The sequence below is a fragment of the Marinomonas algae genome, from assembly GCF_047525555.1.
Classification (GTDB): domain Bacteria; phylum Pseudomonadota; class Gammaproteobacteria; order Pseudomonadales; family Marinomonadaceae; genus Marinomonas.
In genome coordinates this window covers 50,018-65,518 of sequence record NZ_JBLIXK010000007.1, presented here as the reverse complement: position 1 = coordinate 65,518, position 15,501 = coordinate 50,018, and the positions used below count along the sequence as shown (strand labels likewise).

At 42.1% G+C, this 15,501-nt stretch carries 11 protein-coding genes and 1 tRNA gene; 7 read left to right on the top strand and 5 right to left on the bottom strand.

Translation table 11 applies throughout. From position 1 onward, the window contains the following. Together ACMUMQ_RS10980 and ACMUMQ_RS10975 are read left to right on the top strand one after the other, a co-directional pair. Entirely contained in the window at window positions 1-1,110 is a 1,110-nt protein-coding gene (locus ACMUMQ_RS10980; RefSeq protein ID WP_414682031.1) for a DUF1513 domain-containing protein, read from the top strand. A gap of 279 nt (window positions 1,111-1,389) precedes the next feature. Next, window positions 1,390-3,474: an EAL domain-containing protein gene (locus ACMUMQ_RS10975; protein WP_414682030.1), complete on the top strand. Its 2,085-nt coding sequence runs from the start codon at window positions 1,390-1,392 to the stop codon at window positions 3,472-3,474. Between the two features lie 93 nt (window positions 3,475-3,567). Here the strand turns inward: ACMUMQ_RS10975 and ACMUMQ_RS10970 are convergent, their stop codons facing one another. From ACMUMQ_RS10970 to ACMUMQ_RS10955, 4 genes are all read right to left on the bottom strand, one after another. Next, entirely contained in the window at window positions 3,568-4,860 is a 1,293-nt protein-coding gene (locus tag ACMUMQ_RS10970) for an OmpP1/FadL family transporter (protein ID WP_414682029.1), read from the bottom strand. A gap of 258 nt (window positions 4,861-5,118) precedes the next feature. Then, window positions 5,119-5,195 (bottom strand) — tRNA-Asp (locus ACMUMQ_RS10965). Window positions 5,196-5,462: 267 nt separating this feature from the next. Then, window positions 5,463-6,323, bottom strand: a complete 861-nt coding sequence (gene purU, locus ACMUMQ_RS10960; protein WP_414682028.1) for a formyltetrahydrofolate deformylase — start codon at window positions 6,321-6,323, stop codon at window positions 5,463-5,465. A gap of 102 nt (window positions 6,324-6,425) precedes the next feature. Further along, entirely contained in the window at window positions 6,426-8,723 is a 2,298-nt protein-coding gene (locus ACMUMQ_RS10955; RefSeq protein ID WP_414682027.1) for a DUF1989 domain-containing protein, read from the bottom strand. 288 nt (window positions 8,724-9,011) lie between these two features. Between ACMUMQ_RS10955 and ACMUMQ_RS10950 the strand changes: the two genes are divergently transcribed. The 5 genes from ACMUMQ_RS10950 (at window position 9,012) to ACMUMQ_RS10930 (ending at window position 14,390) form a co-directional block, all read left to right on the top strand. Further along, window positions 9,012-10,169, top strand: coding sequence for a sensor histidine kinase (locus tag ACMUMQ_RS10950; protein ID WP_414682026.1), 1,158 nt, complete (start codon window positions 9,012-9,014; stop codon window positions 10,167-10,169). Further along, window positions 10,166-10,840 carry a response regulator gene (locus ACMUMQ_RS10945; protein WP_414682025.1) on the top strand — a complete coding sequence of 225 codons (675 nt, stop codon included), beginning with the start codon at window positions 10,166-10,168 and terminating at the stop codon, window positions 10,838-10,840. The genes ACMUMQ_RS10950 and ACMUMQ_RS10945 overlap by 4 nt, the downstream gene beginning before the upstream one ends. 4 nt (window positions 10,841-10,844) lie before the next feature. Further along, complete coding sequence (locus tag ACMUMQ_RS10940; protein ID WP_414682024.1) at window positions 10,845-11,630, top strand: PAS domain-containing protein; 786 nt, start codon at window positions 10,845-10,847, stop codon at window positions 11,628-11,630. A 267-nt stretch (window positions 11,631-11,897) separates the two neighbouring features. After that, on the top strand, window positions 11,898-13,244 hold the full coding sequence (locus ACMUMQ_RS10935; RefSeq protein ID WP_414682023.1) for a trimethylamine monooxygenase: 1,347 nt from the start codon (window positions 11,898-11,900) through the stop codon (window positions 13,242-13,244). 120 nt (window positions 13,245-13,364) lie between these two features. After that, window positions 13,365-14,390 carry a methyl-accepting chemotaxis protein gene (locus ACMUMQ_RS10930; protein WP_414682022.1) on the top strand — a complete coding sequence of 342 codons (1,026 nt, stop codon included), beginning with the start codon at window positions 13,365-13,367 and terminating at the stop codon, window positions 14,388-14,390. A gap of 97 nt (window positions 14,391-14,487) precedes the next feature. Here ACMUMQ_RS10930 and ACMUMQ_RS10925 read toward each other — a convergent pair whose 3' ends face one another. Beyond that, entirely contained in the window at window positions 14,488-15,501 is a 1,014-nt protein-coding gene (locus ACMUMQ_RS10925) for a heme-dependent oxidative N-demethylase family protein (RefSeq protein WP_414682021.1), read from the bottom strand.

Sequence of the window (15,501 nt, the reverse complement as noted above, 5' to 3'; positions counted from 1 at the left end):
ATGCTATCCAGAAGAGCATTTTTAGCATTAAGCAGCGCAATAGCTACAACGCCTGCTTGGGCAAGCTTGCTACCAGCGGGTAACCATGGCGCTGTTTATGCTTCAGCTTATTCTCTAAATGATAAAGAACACTTTTTTGGTTTGTTCAATACTCAAGGCGCTTTACTCTGGAAAGCACAATTGCCAGAGCGAGCCCACGCTCCTGTGGTTCACCCAAGCAATGCCATTGTTGGCATTGTGGCTCGTCGCCCTGGTTTTTACATTGATTTCTTTGACATGACTTCTCAGCAAAAAATCACTCGTTTAGAACCAACGAAAGACCATCATTTTTATGGCCATGCGCTTTTCACTTCAGATGGAAAGAAGCTTATAACTCAAGAAAACCATTACCCTTCAGGCCAAGGAAAAACCTTCATTCGTGAATGGCCTTCTTTAAAAGTTTTAGAAAGCTATAACAGCAATGGTATTGGTCCTCACGAAGCTGTGTTCTTTAACGATGAAGTACTTGTAATTGCTAATGGCGGCCAAAGAACACACCCTGACAATGACCGTATCGTAATGAACTTGGAGACAATGCAACCAAACGTTACTTATATGTCATTAAAAGACGGAAGTGTCATCAACTCATTTACCCATGATGATCCCAACCATCATCAACTGAGCATTCGACATCTAGATGTTAACCCTGATGGCTTAGTCGCACTTGCCTTCCAATATCAGGGGGAAATTTGGGAACCCGTTCCACTTGTTGCTTTGTCTCATATCAACAGCAATAAGATGGAATATTTAACCATTCCAGAACCTGTTCGAATCCGCTTTAAACAGTACTGTGGCAGCGCATGTTTTGACTCAAGCGGTAAAGTTCTGGCAATCAGTACACCTCGTGGAGGTTTAGTGGCTTATTGGGAAGTAGAAAGCAAAACATTCTTAGGCATCAAAAATTGTCGCGATGTTTGTGGTTTAGCACCATCTGGTAAAGCCCATGAATTCATTTTAACCAGTGGTACTGGCCATATTATTCGCCACAACCCTGTTAATGATGACGCTGCTTTACTGGAAAAACACGAAGAAAAACACTGGGATAACCACTTAGCTCAAATCATTACCTAGTTTTGCAGACAAACCACAAAACTAGCGTAGTCAAGCGTACTCTTTTTAGGTAATGTCTATAGGAAGCTGCAAATACCTGCAGTTTCCTATTTAGCATTATGAAGTTGGATAATGTTTATTACATTCCTTAAGAATTATTTTTTAGTTGATTCCAATCAACCCTTTGGCAAAAACCATAAGCCCTTTCAGCAAAGTGCGCTTAGAATTTTGCTCGCCCTTACCACTATCATTTTTGCTATTTCTGAGCTTCACTCTGTTTTCTCTTCGGAGGGAGGAATCATGCTCGGAACCAATAGCATTTATCTTGTGATACTTATTGGCCTTATTGGTTTAAGTACCAAACACACTCAAGTCACGGCTGTACTCTTTACTTTAACACTCATTACAAGCAGCTTTTTATTACTTACTCTTAGCGATGAAATTGACGCGAAAAAATACGCCATTATCTCATTATACTCTCTACCTTTAATCACTCGATTGCTCTTTAGCTTTAGGGCTTCTCTTGTGGCTATGGCGATTAATATTTTTCCGTTTTATCTGATAGTTAGCGAGTATTTAGCTCAAACCAACATTAGTTCGACACCATCATTTTATTTCCAGCTACTGACCTTTTTCACACTTAATTTAGGCCTACCTCTCGCTGTTTCAAGGATCATTTACACCCTAGAGAACAACGCCAAACAGATGCAATCTCTTTATCAAAAGCTGAATGACAACTACGCTTTATATGAAGAGTTTTTTGAAAACACAGGCACCCCAACATTGCTTTGCGATCAGTATGGAAAGCTTTTAAAAGCAAACCAATTGTCTCGTGAGCTACTCACAGACAATCAAATATCCAACTTTTCAGATTCAAAAATATCAGATTGGCTGTCCCCTGTTGCCAACAATGGAAAGTTTTTCTGGCAGTCGAATGTTGCCCAATGCACTCTCAAGCACAATCCAGAAACTCACATTGAAGTACGAAGAGCAACGCTAGACAGACACGGCCACTATGTTTTACATCTACAAAACACAACTGAGTTAAGAGCGATACAACAAGAATTAGAGTATACGCAGCAGACAAACAGTCGATTAACGCATTTTGATTTACTGACTCGACTTCCGAATCATAGAAACTTTTGCCGTCAGGTAAATGAACGAATTAGTGCAAAAGACACTCACCTTACAGGTGCAATGTTTATTATACGTATTTGCCAATTTAAACTGTTAAACAAGCAATATGGCAAAGACAATGCCAACAGAGTCATTTTGAATTTTGCAAAGGCTCTACAAGGAAACCTATCAGAACAAGCTATCATCAGCCGACTACGCGGGGTTAAATTCGCTTGTTTTATTCCATTAAATCAAACTCACTTAATACAAAAAAACCTTACCACTTTAATCCGCTCTGTACTGCCTAAGCAGCTATCCATTGATGGCAACCGTCTAAATATGGACTATCAGGTAGGCATCGCTTATTACCAAACAGATGGAAAAACGGCAGAAATACTACTAGAGCATTGCGAAATGGCTCTTGAGTATTCAAGCAGTACAGATCGCTTTTCTTATTACAATTACGATCTAGAAAACAAACTTATTGGGGAGCACAAGCTTAGCTTAAAGCTCAGCTCTGCAATTAAAAACAAAGAAATCAAAATATGGCTACAACCACAAGTCACTCAAAATGGTCAAATTTGCTCATTTGAGGCTTTAGCACGATGGAAAAACGGCAACCAATTCGTTTCTCCTGTTGTATTCATTAGCATTGCAGAAAAGTTAGGGCTGCTCCCTCTTCTTGCTGAGAACCTAGTAACAGAGTTAGTTAGCACTTTAAGTGAATGGCATAAGGAACACATTTATACGCCAATTGCCTTCAATTTAGCAGGACAAGAGCTAATGAATGATAGCTTCTTTGCCTTATTAATGAGCTTAATTTCAGACAAACCTTGGCTTAGTGAATTGCTGGAATTAGAAATCACTGAAACCAGCTATGTTATGACCAATCCACTCATCCATAAGCGCTTACGAAGCCTATCTCAGTTCGGGTTCTCGATTGCTATTGATGACTTTGGTACAGGCCAAGCATCACTCGGACAGCTTGTTGATATTCCAGCAAACATACTCAAAATAGACCGACGTTTCATTGCACCATTGCCAAATGATCAACGTCATCTTGATATTGTGAAGTCGACTATACAACTGGCAGAATCATTAGATATGAAAGTCATTGCAGAAGGAATTGAAACCAAAGAACAAGCCAATCTGCTTATCGCTCTCGGTTGTCATACTTTGCAGGGGTATTACTTTGGTAAGCCATCTCCCTTGTCAGACTGGACGAATAAAAACCACGAAAAGGCCAAAGAGCTTCGAATGGTTTATTAAGTTCGTATAATCGACTCCCAAACTTAATTTGAACATAAAAAAACCAGAACTTAAGAAGCTCTGGTTTTTTTATGAATGCAGTGTTTTATGAAACTAGAACGACATGTTCATTGCTAAAGAGAAGACATTAGCTGAAGACTCATAATCAGCCTCTAAAGTTCCGCGAGCCGAATCTTCACCTGTACCATCTCGGCTAACCGATACATCATCAATCATCACATGAGTATAAGCGAATGTTAGAGATGTCATATCGTTAACGTTATACGTCCCACCAAATGACAACCAAGTACGATCACCATCTGGCGTACGGGCTGAGCGATACTCATCCGTCACAGGTGAATAATCAATAGCAACACCGGTGCGTAATATCAACTTATCTGAATAGTCATAAGTCAATCCCGCTGAGTAAAACCACTGATCTTCAAAGTCAAAGGTTAAGACTGAGTCTGATTGAGTAGTTGCATCATCATCAAAATCAATTCTCAACTCATCCATAGAGCCCCAACCTGTTCGCATTGCAGTCAGCCCTAAGGTCAGCTTTTCCGTTAGCTCTTGATCCAAGCTCATAGTAAAAACAGAGGGAAAAATTAAAGAATCTGACACAGCAACATCTAATAAACTCTGCCCAAATGAATTCAAAGTATCTACATTTGTATAAGTGACATCCCCTTCAAAATCGAAATTCACTTCACTGCGATACCCAACACCAATTCGTGTCCCTTTTACGGGCTCAAGCAAAGCACCTAAACTAAAACCATAGCCAGTTGCATCTGCTTCAATTCTGCCATCACCTTCACTAAGAGCTGCATTACCAACGGCTGACGCCAATACCACATCAGCTTGATGTAGCTGCACACTTGCACCAAGAGAAAACTTTTCATTTAATCGATGCGCTAAGGAAAAGCTCAACGCAATATCTTGAATACTGGTTTCTGTAGCATGAAAACGACCAGCCCATTCGTCACCATAATCCCCTGAAAGACCATAAGGCACATTCAAAGAAATACCGGCCACAGTACTATCCGATAAAGGCTTAGCGAAATAAATTGAAGGGACAAGCGTATCGTTAACAGAATCTGTAGACGAAGTCGCTGAAGTTGCCGTTAAATCCGTGCCATTTGTCGCTTCTGTTACTGTCGCTTCCATACTCGGCATAACATACGCACCGGAGACATAGACAGTTGTTTCGGTAGCATTTAGAAATAAGGCAGGGTTCCAATAGCTAAAGGATATATCTGCACCGGAAGCCGCCGCTCCAGCAAGAGCAGTACCAGATGCAGTAGCACTATGGTCATTAAGAGCGAAGCCTGCCGAATAGGCTGAAGACGCCACAGCCACAGAGGCTGCCACGAGACTCGCTTTAAAGAAAACTTTTGAGGTGGTCATAATAAGCTCCATTGTTATTTTTATTAGGAAAATTATTTTTTAATCATCAAACCAGTTATACGCTTCCATTATAGAAGCCTACAGAATGATATTACCAGTAAGTATGACTAAAGGAATACAATATTTAACAAATATTACTCCACAAAAGAACAGAATGTGGAGAAAACAGAGAAAATAAAAACAAAATTATGACAAGATGGGGAAATATAAGAATATAGATAAACTGACTTTACCTGTGACTAACTTAGGTAAAGAAAATGGCGGAATGGACGGGACTCGAACCCGCGACCCCCTGCGTGACAGGCAGGTATTCTAACCAACTGAACTACCACTCCAACACATTTAAGCTCTTTGCTTATTTACATAAGCACTACTGCTTTTAAGTAGTGAGTTTTTCAAGATTGCCTCTCAAAACTTGGAGCGCATTATATACGAACTTCCTTTTAGATCAACTATTTATTTAAAATAAATAATTGGGCGATACACTCGGTCAGCTGTGACCGTCCAACAATCACACATTCCTTCAAAGTCACTTCCTGTAGCTTTAAACGAAAAAGGAAGAGCGCATTAGCACCTCTTCCTTTTAAGAGCAGGATTCTACGTTATTTGAAAACGACTGTTTTATTGCCGTACATAAACACTCGGTGTTCAAGGTGTAAACGCACAGCCGTTGCCAATGCCACGGTTTCCGTGTCTCGCCCAACCGCAACCAAACGCTCTGGAGAGAAGCTATGATCTACAGGCTGTACTGATTGCTCAATAATCGGCCCTTCATCCAAATCAGAGGTAACATAATGAGCAGTTGCACCAATCAACTTAACACCTCGAACATGGGCTTGATGATAAGGTTTTGCACCTTTAAATCCTGGCAAGAAAGAGTGATGTATATTGATCGCTCGGCCATGAAGTTGCTTACACAAACCATCAGACAAGATCTGCATATAACGCGCAAGGACGATTAAATCTGTCTTCGTTTCCTCAACAATCGCCATTAACGCCGCTTCTTGCTCAAGTTTGTTTTCTTTATTCACTGGCAAATGAACAAAGCGAATACCTTCTCGTTCTGCCATAGGACGAAGGTCTTTATGATTCGACACAATGGCAGTAATCTCCATTGGCAATTCACCTTTACGGTGTCGATATAGCAAATCATCTAAACAGTGATCAAATTTACTAACCATCAACAACACACGCATTGGTGTAGCGGCATCGGACAGCTCCCATTCCATGTTAAAAGGCTGCACTTTGGCATCAAACCCTTCGCGAACTTTATCGAGCGTTGTCTCGGCAGATTCAATACGGCACACAGCACGCATGAAGAAACGCTTATTTTCTTCATCATCGTATTGATGCATCTCCGATATATAGCAACCAAGATCCGCCAAATAAGATGAAACCGATGCAACAATTCCGCTCGTTGCATCACAAGTGGCTTTTAACACAAACTCTTTTGATTCAGACATAAACAATACTTCTCAGACATTTCAAATAATAAGTAAGAACGCAAAAATAGAAGCAGCTCTACATATGCGTGGTAAATGAGTTGAGTAAACGCTAGTTCACGCTTAACTTCGAACTCTTGTTCTCTCAGGATCATAAAATGGCAAAGTCGTTACCTCTGCTTTAATACGCTTTTTATGTCCATCCAATTGACCTATCTCGACTTCCGTTCCCGGTTCAACAAAGCCGGGCGCCATACGACACATAGCAATTTGCTTTTTCAGCAATGGCGAGTAAATCGAACTTGTCACGACACCCACTGGGAATCGTCCATTAAATACTTGATCCCCATGACTCACTAAATCGTTATCATGGATAAAAAGGCCGACCAATCGGTGACGACTTGCTGGTGTTTGTAATTCAATGGCTTTGCGACCGACAAAGTCCTCCTCTTGTGTTTTCAATGGTGTAGTAAAGCCGATACCCGCTTCGAATGGGTTCGTCTCAGCATTAAATTCGTGTTCCGCAAAAATCAGCCCTGCTTCAACACGCAACATATCCAGCGCGTCGAATCCCATAGGTGCAATGCCGAATTCCTGACCCGCTTGCCAAATCGCATCCCACACAGCTGGAGCATCATTTGGGTGACACCAAACTTCAAAGCCCAATTCCCCTGTGTAACCTGTTCGAGAAACCATTAACGGAATACCGTCTTCAGCGCCCAATCTACCAACTAAAAAGTGGAACCATTTAAGCTCTGTCAATTCGGTTTGATGCTCTGGTGTCCAGATCAACGACGCCAACAAGGCTCGACTGTTCGGCCCTTGCACCGCCACATTGTGTATTTGGTCTGTAGACTCACGAATTGTCACTCGATGCCCTGTTTTCTGCGCAAGCTCTCGCAACCAAACTAAGCTATAAGCATCACCGCATATCCAACGAAACGCTTGCTCTCCTAATCGGAACAAGGTGCCATCATCTATCATGCCGCCCGTTTCATGACACATTGCTGAATACACAACTTCGTTGACCGACATACGTCGTACATTTCGAGTTAAGGCAAGCTGCAAAAAAGCTTCTGCGTCTGGCCCTAAAACCTCCATCTTGCGCAAAGGAGAAAGGTCGATCATGGCGACTTTTTCTCGGCAAGCAAGGTACTCTGTTTTTGCTCCCCAGTTATCATAATGAGAGGCTACCCAGTAACCTTTGTATTCTGTGAACTGTTTCGTTAATGCGGCAATGCGAGGATGAAAGCCTGTTTGCTTAGTCATGCGTGTCAATTCCTGTGGCGTAAGTCGATGCCCAATAGAGCGTGGAAATTCAGAATCTGCGTCGTAGACGCGAACATGTATATCCGTTGGATTCCAACCGTTAGCTGGGTCCATATCATCAGGACAAGCGGTTGATACACACAAAAGATCACGAGCCGCTCGCAGTAGAATATAATCTCCTGCAGAGGAAAATGGCTCTTGTGAGGTAATCAAGCCACAGCTGCTCGCTTGTGTATTAAAAAAGAAATTAATGGCTGGCCAGCCAAAACGAGGTGCCACACCATATTCAGATACAGCATTGTTAATGTTGTCTGTGCAATTAACATGACCGAAAACACCATGATCTTCATAGAATTTCGAGTTACAGGCATACAAAAAACTGTCATGTCGGCCGACCGTATCTTGCACCAGTTCCAACATAGTCTTCTGATAAGCATCTTGAAACTTAGAATGCAGCCCTGGTGTTGGGGTCGTGCGACCATCAGTTGTTCGGGTGCCAGCAGCATCAATGATCACTTCTCGCCCCTGTTGCAGAGCATCATAATCAAAAGCAACAAAGTCCGAACACTGCTTCCCTTCTACATCGATGATTTGTATCCACTCACCTTTTTTCACAAGGTAGCTTCGCGCCGAACATCGAGGCACTCTGATGTCCTGAACTGGTTCAGCAAGGGGCGCAGGCAAATCATAGTAATCCGATTGACTCACCAAGTGATGAGCCACTAACAGCTCAGTGATGGGGTTCTGTTCATCAACCAGCATGTCTTCACCACAGCACAAGACGACAACAGTGGCGTCCTCATCAAAGTATAAAGTCGGCAACTCGCTACTAGAGAAAGCATAGGCTTGCTGAAGTAAATCTGAGGGGATATTCCAGCTGTCCAACTGCGTGATTAATCGTTCAGATGAAGCATTACTCTGTTCCATTTGAGCAAGAGCCTGCTTTGCTGGAACTCTATCGTAAGGCATTTTTTTAGGCTGACCATCCTGAGCTAAAACCAATAACTCACAACTTTGCAGCCCATCAAATGAGCTTATATCAAGTGATTCTCCTGCTTTAACATGCAACCTTAATGCGCTTTGCCCAATCACTCTGTGCTCTCTGATTAGGCCCGCTTCATGTGTATCTTGATGACATTGCTGCAAATTCATCTTTTATTTCCTACCAACAATAGTATGTTCATCAGCTCTCGAATCGACCTGAAATGATGCTTAAAAAAGATGTAAGAATCATCTTGGTGCGCTTTGCAATACACTGAAACGCGCGCTTAAATTATTCTCAACAGTTAAAAATATTTACCTATAGTGCTTTGCCACACAATGCTCAGGAAGGAGTAAGACCAATGGAGTAAGCTTCAATACCCACAATAAAAAGCAACCACTTGGCACACTAACTGCTTGGTCAAAGATCAGTTCACATTGGAAACGGTTGAGTACTCAATGCCTAATTCACTCTCTTTGCTACTGCATAATAGCTTCTCTGCTTTTTTCCCTAAAAAGGTAAAAGTAGAGAAAAAAGAAGCAATGGAAAGCTTTGACCACCTAATATTGGATCTTGCTTTAAGTGATGACATAGACCACACCTTGCGCACAGCACTCAAAGACATCCAAAGCTACATTCGAGAAAAACTGGATGCTGATGTTTTTGTTCTAAGCCCTAAAACTCAGAACAACCAATGGCTATTTGCCAAAAGTGTGGCTTCTGTACCAAGTATTCTAAGTAAAATTAATAAGCAACATCCCAAAGTAATATTTCAACATAGACTAGCCTCACCAAAAGACACATCAACATTGTCTAGTCACGTTAGTGTTATTCAATATGGAAAAAATCCCCCTTCAACCAAGGAAAGCACTTTACTCACTTTGGTCTTTGCCAGTCAGAAACCATCTGATGAAAAGATTCAGTTTTATTTAGAAAAAGTCATTTATACCCTAGAAAAGGGATTAAGCGCTTGGCATAAACAACAAACCAAAATGCAAAGTGTTGTTGATGAGATTAATGCCAATTATGCAGCTGAATTACACGACACACTTGCTCAAACATTAGGATACCTAAGAATCAAAACCTGCGGTTTGGCAAAGGAATGTCAGAACTTTGAAGGTTCGTCCGTTAGTGACACCAGTGCAGAAATCGCCTCTCAAGTGAAATTGGCTTACCGTCAGGCACGAGACATTATTACCACATCACGCACTAAGCTTGAGTCGGAAAACCTCATCAAGCTAATCAGTAACGCCATTGAAGATTTTGAATTACGTTCCAGCATCGTTTTCGAGTTCGATAATCGCCTAAAAGGTGATCTGCACACGCCAGATGATGGACAAGTGCTTTACATTGTCCGTGAAGCACTTAGTAATACCATACGCCACGCTCAAGCCAGCCACGCAAGGGTTCTGATCCAACATCAGGACAATGGCCGCATATTGATCCGCGTAGAAGACAATGGAAAAGGTATACAAGAAAATGGAAAGCGTCATGACAGCTTCGGACTCAGAATCATGCACGAACGGGCTGAAAAAATATCAGCCTCTCTTACCATTAATAAACGACAAGGCGGAGGCACTCGAATTGATCTGAGTCTTCCGGAGGTAAACGAATGATAGGACATGAAACAACAAAAGTTGTTGTATTAGATGACCATCCACTTTTTCGACGCGGTCTTGTAGAACTATTAAATAGCCATCCAGATTTTCACGTGATGGCAGATTATGATGATGGTTTTGAGTTTTTAAAATCGCCCTACCCAACTCAAATCGACTTATTGCTCCTCGATTTACACATGCCAAAAATTTCAGGCATCGACACCTTAAAAAAAGTTCGAGCACTGCAAAATCAACTCAAAGTTGTCATTATTACCGCTTCTGAAGACAGCTCCGAATTATTTGAAGCCATCACTCTTGGGGCAAATGGTTATTTGCTAAAAGACTCCAGTCCAGACGCCATCCTCAGTCAATTAGGAACTGTACTGCAAGGTGACATTGCGATTGATGCAACAGGCGTCACCATGCTGGCGAAACACATCAGCGAAGGGAACAATACCGCCTCACCAGTAAGCCATGAAGATGATGCCTTTGAACTGACAGAGCGCGAAAAACAAACCCTACAGTTAATTACCCAAGGCATGAGTAATAAGCTCATCGCCCGTGAATTAGGCATCAGTGACGGAACAGTGAAAGTCTACGTAAAAAACCTATTAAGGAAGCTTAATTTAGGGTCAAGACTTGAACTGGCTGCATGGGCTCACGCCAGCCATAATTTCCAGTCGGAGTGACCCTATGATCGGATTGGATTTCTTATTTCCTCAGAGAAAAAAAGCAAAAGCATCACGCTACCAAGAACCTGATGTGGTTTTAAACAGCTTAAACGATGCTATTTTAGTGTTGGATCATCACTACAGCATTCAGCACTTTAATACCTGCTGGTCAAATATGATCAAACGCAGCACCAAGCACATTATCGATTCGCTATTCATCGATTACATACATCCTGAAGATCAAGCTAAATGGCGAGATGCGATTCAATCTATCCCGAAAAAGCTCACTCCGACCCAACTCACGCTACGGATTCTCACGCCAGATCAAGAAATAAAATGGTTTGAAGCACAACTACAGCAGCTCAATCCACAACAAATATTTCCTATCACAATGACATTGAGTGATGTCACAAGGAAAACGCAACAACATGAAATACGTAAGGCAGGCCATCGAAATCTGGCAGGCTTAGTGAGCCGCATGCCGGCTATTTTGTATCGTGGTCTGAATAACACCAAATGGACAATGGAATACATCAGCGATGGTTGCTTTGAACTCACGGGATACCATCCAGAGCAGTTGATCAACCAGACGCAGTTTTCATTCGGCGACCTAATTCACCCAGAAGATGCACAAAGCGTCTGGGAAGAAGTGCAAATCGCCATACAAGAACAACGCTACTTTGATTTGTCTTATCGCTTGCGTCACGTTGATGGCCATTACAATCGAGTCACTGAAAAAGGCCAAGGAATTTATTCTCAAAGCGGAGATGTACTGAGTATCGAAGGCATTATTTTACAAGTGTCATGAACATAGAAAACACAGATCAAGCAAGAAATAGCGCACAAAGAAGCATCACGCTCGCTATTCGTGCATTAAATTAGGGTCATTAGAGTTTATTAAAAGCGTTTTATTTGAGGAAAGGTCAGTACAGAGTCAGTTAGGTGCGAGAAACTACTCACATCTACCTACTTTTACTTATCCTTTATGAGGAATTTCAGCATTACGAAATAATTCTTACTCTGTTGGTATATCCATTTTTCATACAACACAGTTTACAGAAATCAGGAGAATTAGATGTCAAAACGTATTGCTATTATCGGTGCCGGTCCAAGTGGTTTAGCACAACTACGCGCATTTCAATCTGCTCAGGCAAAAGGTGCCAACATCCCTGATATGGTCTGCTTTGAAAAACAACAAGATTGGGGCGGGCAATGGAATTACACATGGCGAACAGGTCTTGATGAAAACGGTGAACCTGTTCATAGCAGTATGTATCGCTACCTATGGTCTAACGGCCCAAAAGAATGTCTTGAATTTGCTGACTACAGTTTTGAAGAGCACTTCGGCAAAGCCATTGCGTCTTATCCTCCTCGTGAAGTTTTATGGGATTACATTAAAGGACGTGTTGAAAAAGCCGATGTTCGAAAATACATTCGCTTTAATACCGCGGTTCGTAGTGTCACTTTTGATGAAGCAACAGAACTGTTCACTGTTACTGTACACGATCACACAAAAGACAGCATTTACTCTGAAATTTTTGACCACGTAGTGGTTGCATCTGGCCACTTTTCTACACCAAAAACACCTTATTTCCCTGGTTTCGAAAGTTTTGGCGGTCGAATTCTTCATGCCCATGATTTCCGTGATGCACTTGAATTCAAAGGCAAAGACATCCTGATTGTCGGCAGCAGCTATTCAGCAGAAGATGTCGGTTCTCAATGTTACAAGTATGGCGCAAAAAGCATCACCTCTTGTTACCGTACTGCGCCAATGGGCTTCAAATGGCCTGACAACTGGGAAGAAAAACCTCTACTGGAAAAAGTAGATGGCGACATGGCCTTTTTCGCAGACGGTACTTCCAAACACATTGACGCCATCATCTTATGTACCGGTTATCTTCATCACTTCCCATTCTTACCAGAATCACTATGCCTAAAAACAGACAACCGCTTATGGCCGCTTGACCTTTATAAAGGCGTCGCATGGGAAAGCAATCCAAAACTTTTCTACCTAGGCATGCAAGACCAGTGGTACACATTCAACATGTTTGATGCCCAAGCTTGGTACGTTCGCGACCTCATTATGGGCCGCATTGAGATGCCAGAAACCAAAGAAGAAATGCAGAAACATAGCCAAATGTGGCGTGAACGTGAACTGACATTAGAAACAGCTGAAGAAATGTTCACCTTCCAAGGTGACTATATTTTAGAGCTCATCGAAGCGACGGATTACCCGACTTTTGATATTGAAGGTGTGCGCCAAACATTCCTTGAATGGAAGCACCATAAAAAAGACGACATTATGGGATTCCGTAACCACGCGTACCGCTCTTTGATGACAGGCACTATGTCACCGGTACACCACACACCATGGATTGATGCTTTAGATGATTCGCTCGAGGCGTACCTGAATGAGAAATAGATTAACAAACTAACCCGCGTTAAAAACCGATTAAATCTTTAATCGGTTTTTGCGTTTCTAGCACTTGATGATTATGGGGCTGAATTCAGCGATTTTTATTCACTAACAAAGGACTTTCATATGCCATTTTTTAAAAGTTCAACACCGGACCTGACAAATATAGAAAAAGCATTCGATGCCATAGTCAGCAACCAGTCGATTGACTCTGAACTTCACGCCGGCCAGAAGACCGATTTGTATAAATCGATCGTTAACAAAATGCAGGCGCTATGGAATAACAAAAAAGCGGAAGAACAAGGTTACCAGAAAAAAATCGCTTCTTTAGAAGCCGAGCTAGCGCAAACTCAGATTGAATTATCGAATTCAAAATCTGAGCTCGCTGAGGCCAATCAACATATCGAAACATTGAATCAAAGTTTAGTCGAGCACTCAGAAATAAAAGAAGCACACCAGCTGCTCATACAGAATCAAAGTGCGTGGGAACTTGCTCAAAAAGTCATTTCTGAGGGCTATTGGGATCTAAAGGTGATCGACGGCGACCCAGACAACGAAGCCAACTTAATCACTTGGTCGAGCAAATTCAGAGAGCTAATTGGTTACTCGAAAGAAGAATTTCCAGACGGATGGGATAGCTTTTTTGCCGTCGCCCACCCAGATGACCTAAAAGGCACAATGGATGCTTTTGGTGAACTAATGGAAAGCACAGATCCAGATTATCAGTACGTGACTGAATACCGAATGAAACACAAAAATGGCGAGTACATTTGGTTTCGTGAGCGTGGAGCCTGCTTAAGAGACGAGAATGGCACTTTGCTCAGAGTAGTTGGAGGGGCAAGTGACATCTCGGTTGAGAAAGAAACAGAGCGTGCTCAAACGAAAGAGTACGAACAAATGAAATCCAATTACGAACAAATATCCCATATCGTAGGTGTCATCACGAACATTTCCAGCGGCACTAATTTACTGGCGTTGAATGCGGCTATTGAAGCAGCTCGCGCAGGCGATGCTGGCCGAGGTTTTGCTGTGGTTGCCAATGAAGTAAAACAGCTTGCCACACAAACTCAAGATGCCACCCAGCAAATCCAAGCCATGTTAGATTCCAGCCAACAATCAATGAGTGCACGCAGCCACAACCAAGACAATTAACTTTCCAAGGCGGTTAATTCGTTAAAGCCATTAATCTGCATAAAATTACGCCGCATTTAATGCGGCGCAGTTTACCCTTTAGCATTACCAAAAAATCTTATTGATCAAACTGTGACAACCAATCTACCAACATACCGTGATAGCGAGTCAGACCTTTGTAATCAATGATTTCAGGTGGTAATGAACGCATCGTACGGTGAATTCTCTTCGCCCACTGAGGGTTAGTCACCAGATCTTCCATACTGATCAAGTAGGTTCGAATATTCATCATTAAAGCGTTGCTTCGTGGCATACGATCAAACACTTGCAGCTCGACTCTGAGATACACTTTTTCACCAATATTGTCCGGTGTCACCGTGGTTCTATCCGCTCCCCAACTAGGATATGTCTCTGGAGAAGTGTCCATTCTTGGATTAATTGTAAGCGTCCAATTCAAACGGCGCGTTGGTTGCTTTTGAGGAATCGACATCAAGAATTTTAAAGCTCGATCGATAATTCCCTCACTGTGAACAAATGGCACAGGACCATGCCATTGGGCAAAGCTCATACCAACATCAAACGCCAAAGACCAATCCGCTGGGCAAGTTATTAAACCAGCATCCATGAAAAGGTTATTTTCACGCTGATCCATTAACGCCAAATCCCCTTGCACCTGTTTACCAATGTAAGCAAGCGGTGGTTCAGGCAAGGTGCTGGAATCACCAAAGGTAAAATGATCTTTTCGATTCAATAGGCGGTTATGCCAAAACCACTGATCACCTTGTTTTTCAAGACTGAAATAATCAGGGTAGTCTTTGGACAAAGAATGCATGGTGACATCAATTAAATCCCAGCAAGCAAGATCCATATGAGGCAACATCAAGCAACTTGCAGGTCGCTCTTTCATTACCATTTCACGCTCTGCCATTTCTGAAAGATAGTGCTCATCTATGTCATAAAAGTACTCGAACACAGAACCTGGGCCGTCTTTTGGCTGATGCGGTTCAATGTTGACTGAATATCGGTATTCATCTTCTGGAAACGGGAAAGGAAAACGTGCAATGGCTTCCTTGGAGTTACAATAGGTAAAATCATCCCGAAAAGTCTGAACGGGTTTTGGTGCTAATCGCAT

What these genes read in the sequence shown, in the direction of transcription:
- ACMUMQ_RS10945 (WP_414682025.1), top strand. Translation starts at nt 10,166, where the DNA reads ATGATAGGACATGAAACAACAAAAGTTGTTGTATTAGATGACCATCCA.
- ACMUMQ_RS10940 (WP_414682024.1), top strand. Translation starts at nt 10,845, where the DNA reads ATGATCGGATTGGATTTCTTATTTCCTCAGAGAAAAAAAGCAAAAGCA.
- ACMUMQ_RS10970 (WP_414682029.1), bottom strand. Translation starts at nt 4,860, where the DNA reads ATGACCACCTCAAAAGTTTTCTTTAAAGCGAGTCTCGTGGCAGCCTCT.
- ACMUMQ_RS10980 (WP_414682031.1), top strand. Translation starts at nt 1, where the DNA reads ATGCTATCCAGAAGAGCATTTTTAGCATTAAGCAGCGCAATAGCTACA.
- ACMUMQ_RS10950 (WP_414682026.1), top strand. Translation starts at nt 9,012, where the DNA reads ATGCCTAATTCACTCTCTTTGCTACTGCATAATAGCTTCTCTGCTTTT.
- ACMUMQ_RS10925 (WP_414682021.1), bottom strand. Translation starts at nt 15,501, where the DNA reads ATGCGATTAGCACCAAAACCCGTTCAGACTTTTCGGGATGATTTTACC.
- ACMUMQ_RS10975 (WP_414682030.1), top strand. Translation starts at nt 1,390, where the DNA reads ATGCTCGGAACCAATAGCATTTATCTTGTGATACTTATTGGCCTTATT.
- ACMUMQ_RS10955 (WP_414682027.1), bottom strand. Translation starts at nt 8,723, where the DNA reads ATGAATTTGCAGCAATGTCATCAAGATACACATGAAGCGGGCCTAATC.
- ACMUMQ_RS10930 (WP_414682022.1), top strand. Translation starts at nt 13,365, where the DNA reads ATGCCATTTTTTAAAAGTTCAACACCGGACCTGACAAATATAGAAAAA.
- ACMUMQ_RS10935 (WP_414682023.1), top strand. Translation starts at nt 11,898, where the DNA reads ATGTCAAAACGTATTGCTATTATCGGTGCCGGTCCAAGTGGTTTAGCA.
- purU (WP_414682028.1), bottom strand. Translation starts at nt 6,323, where the DNA reads ATGTCTGAATCAAAAGAGTTTGTGTTAAAAGCCACTTGTGATGCAACG.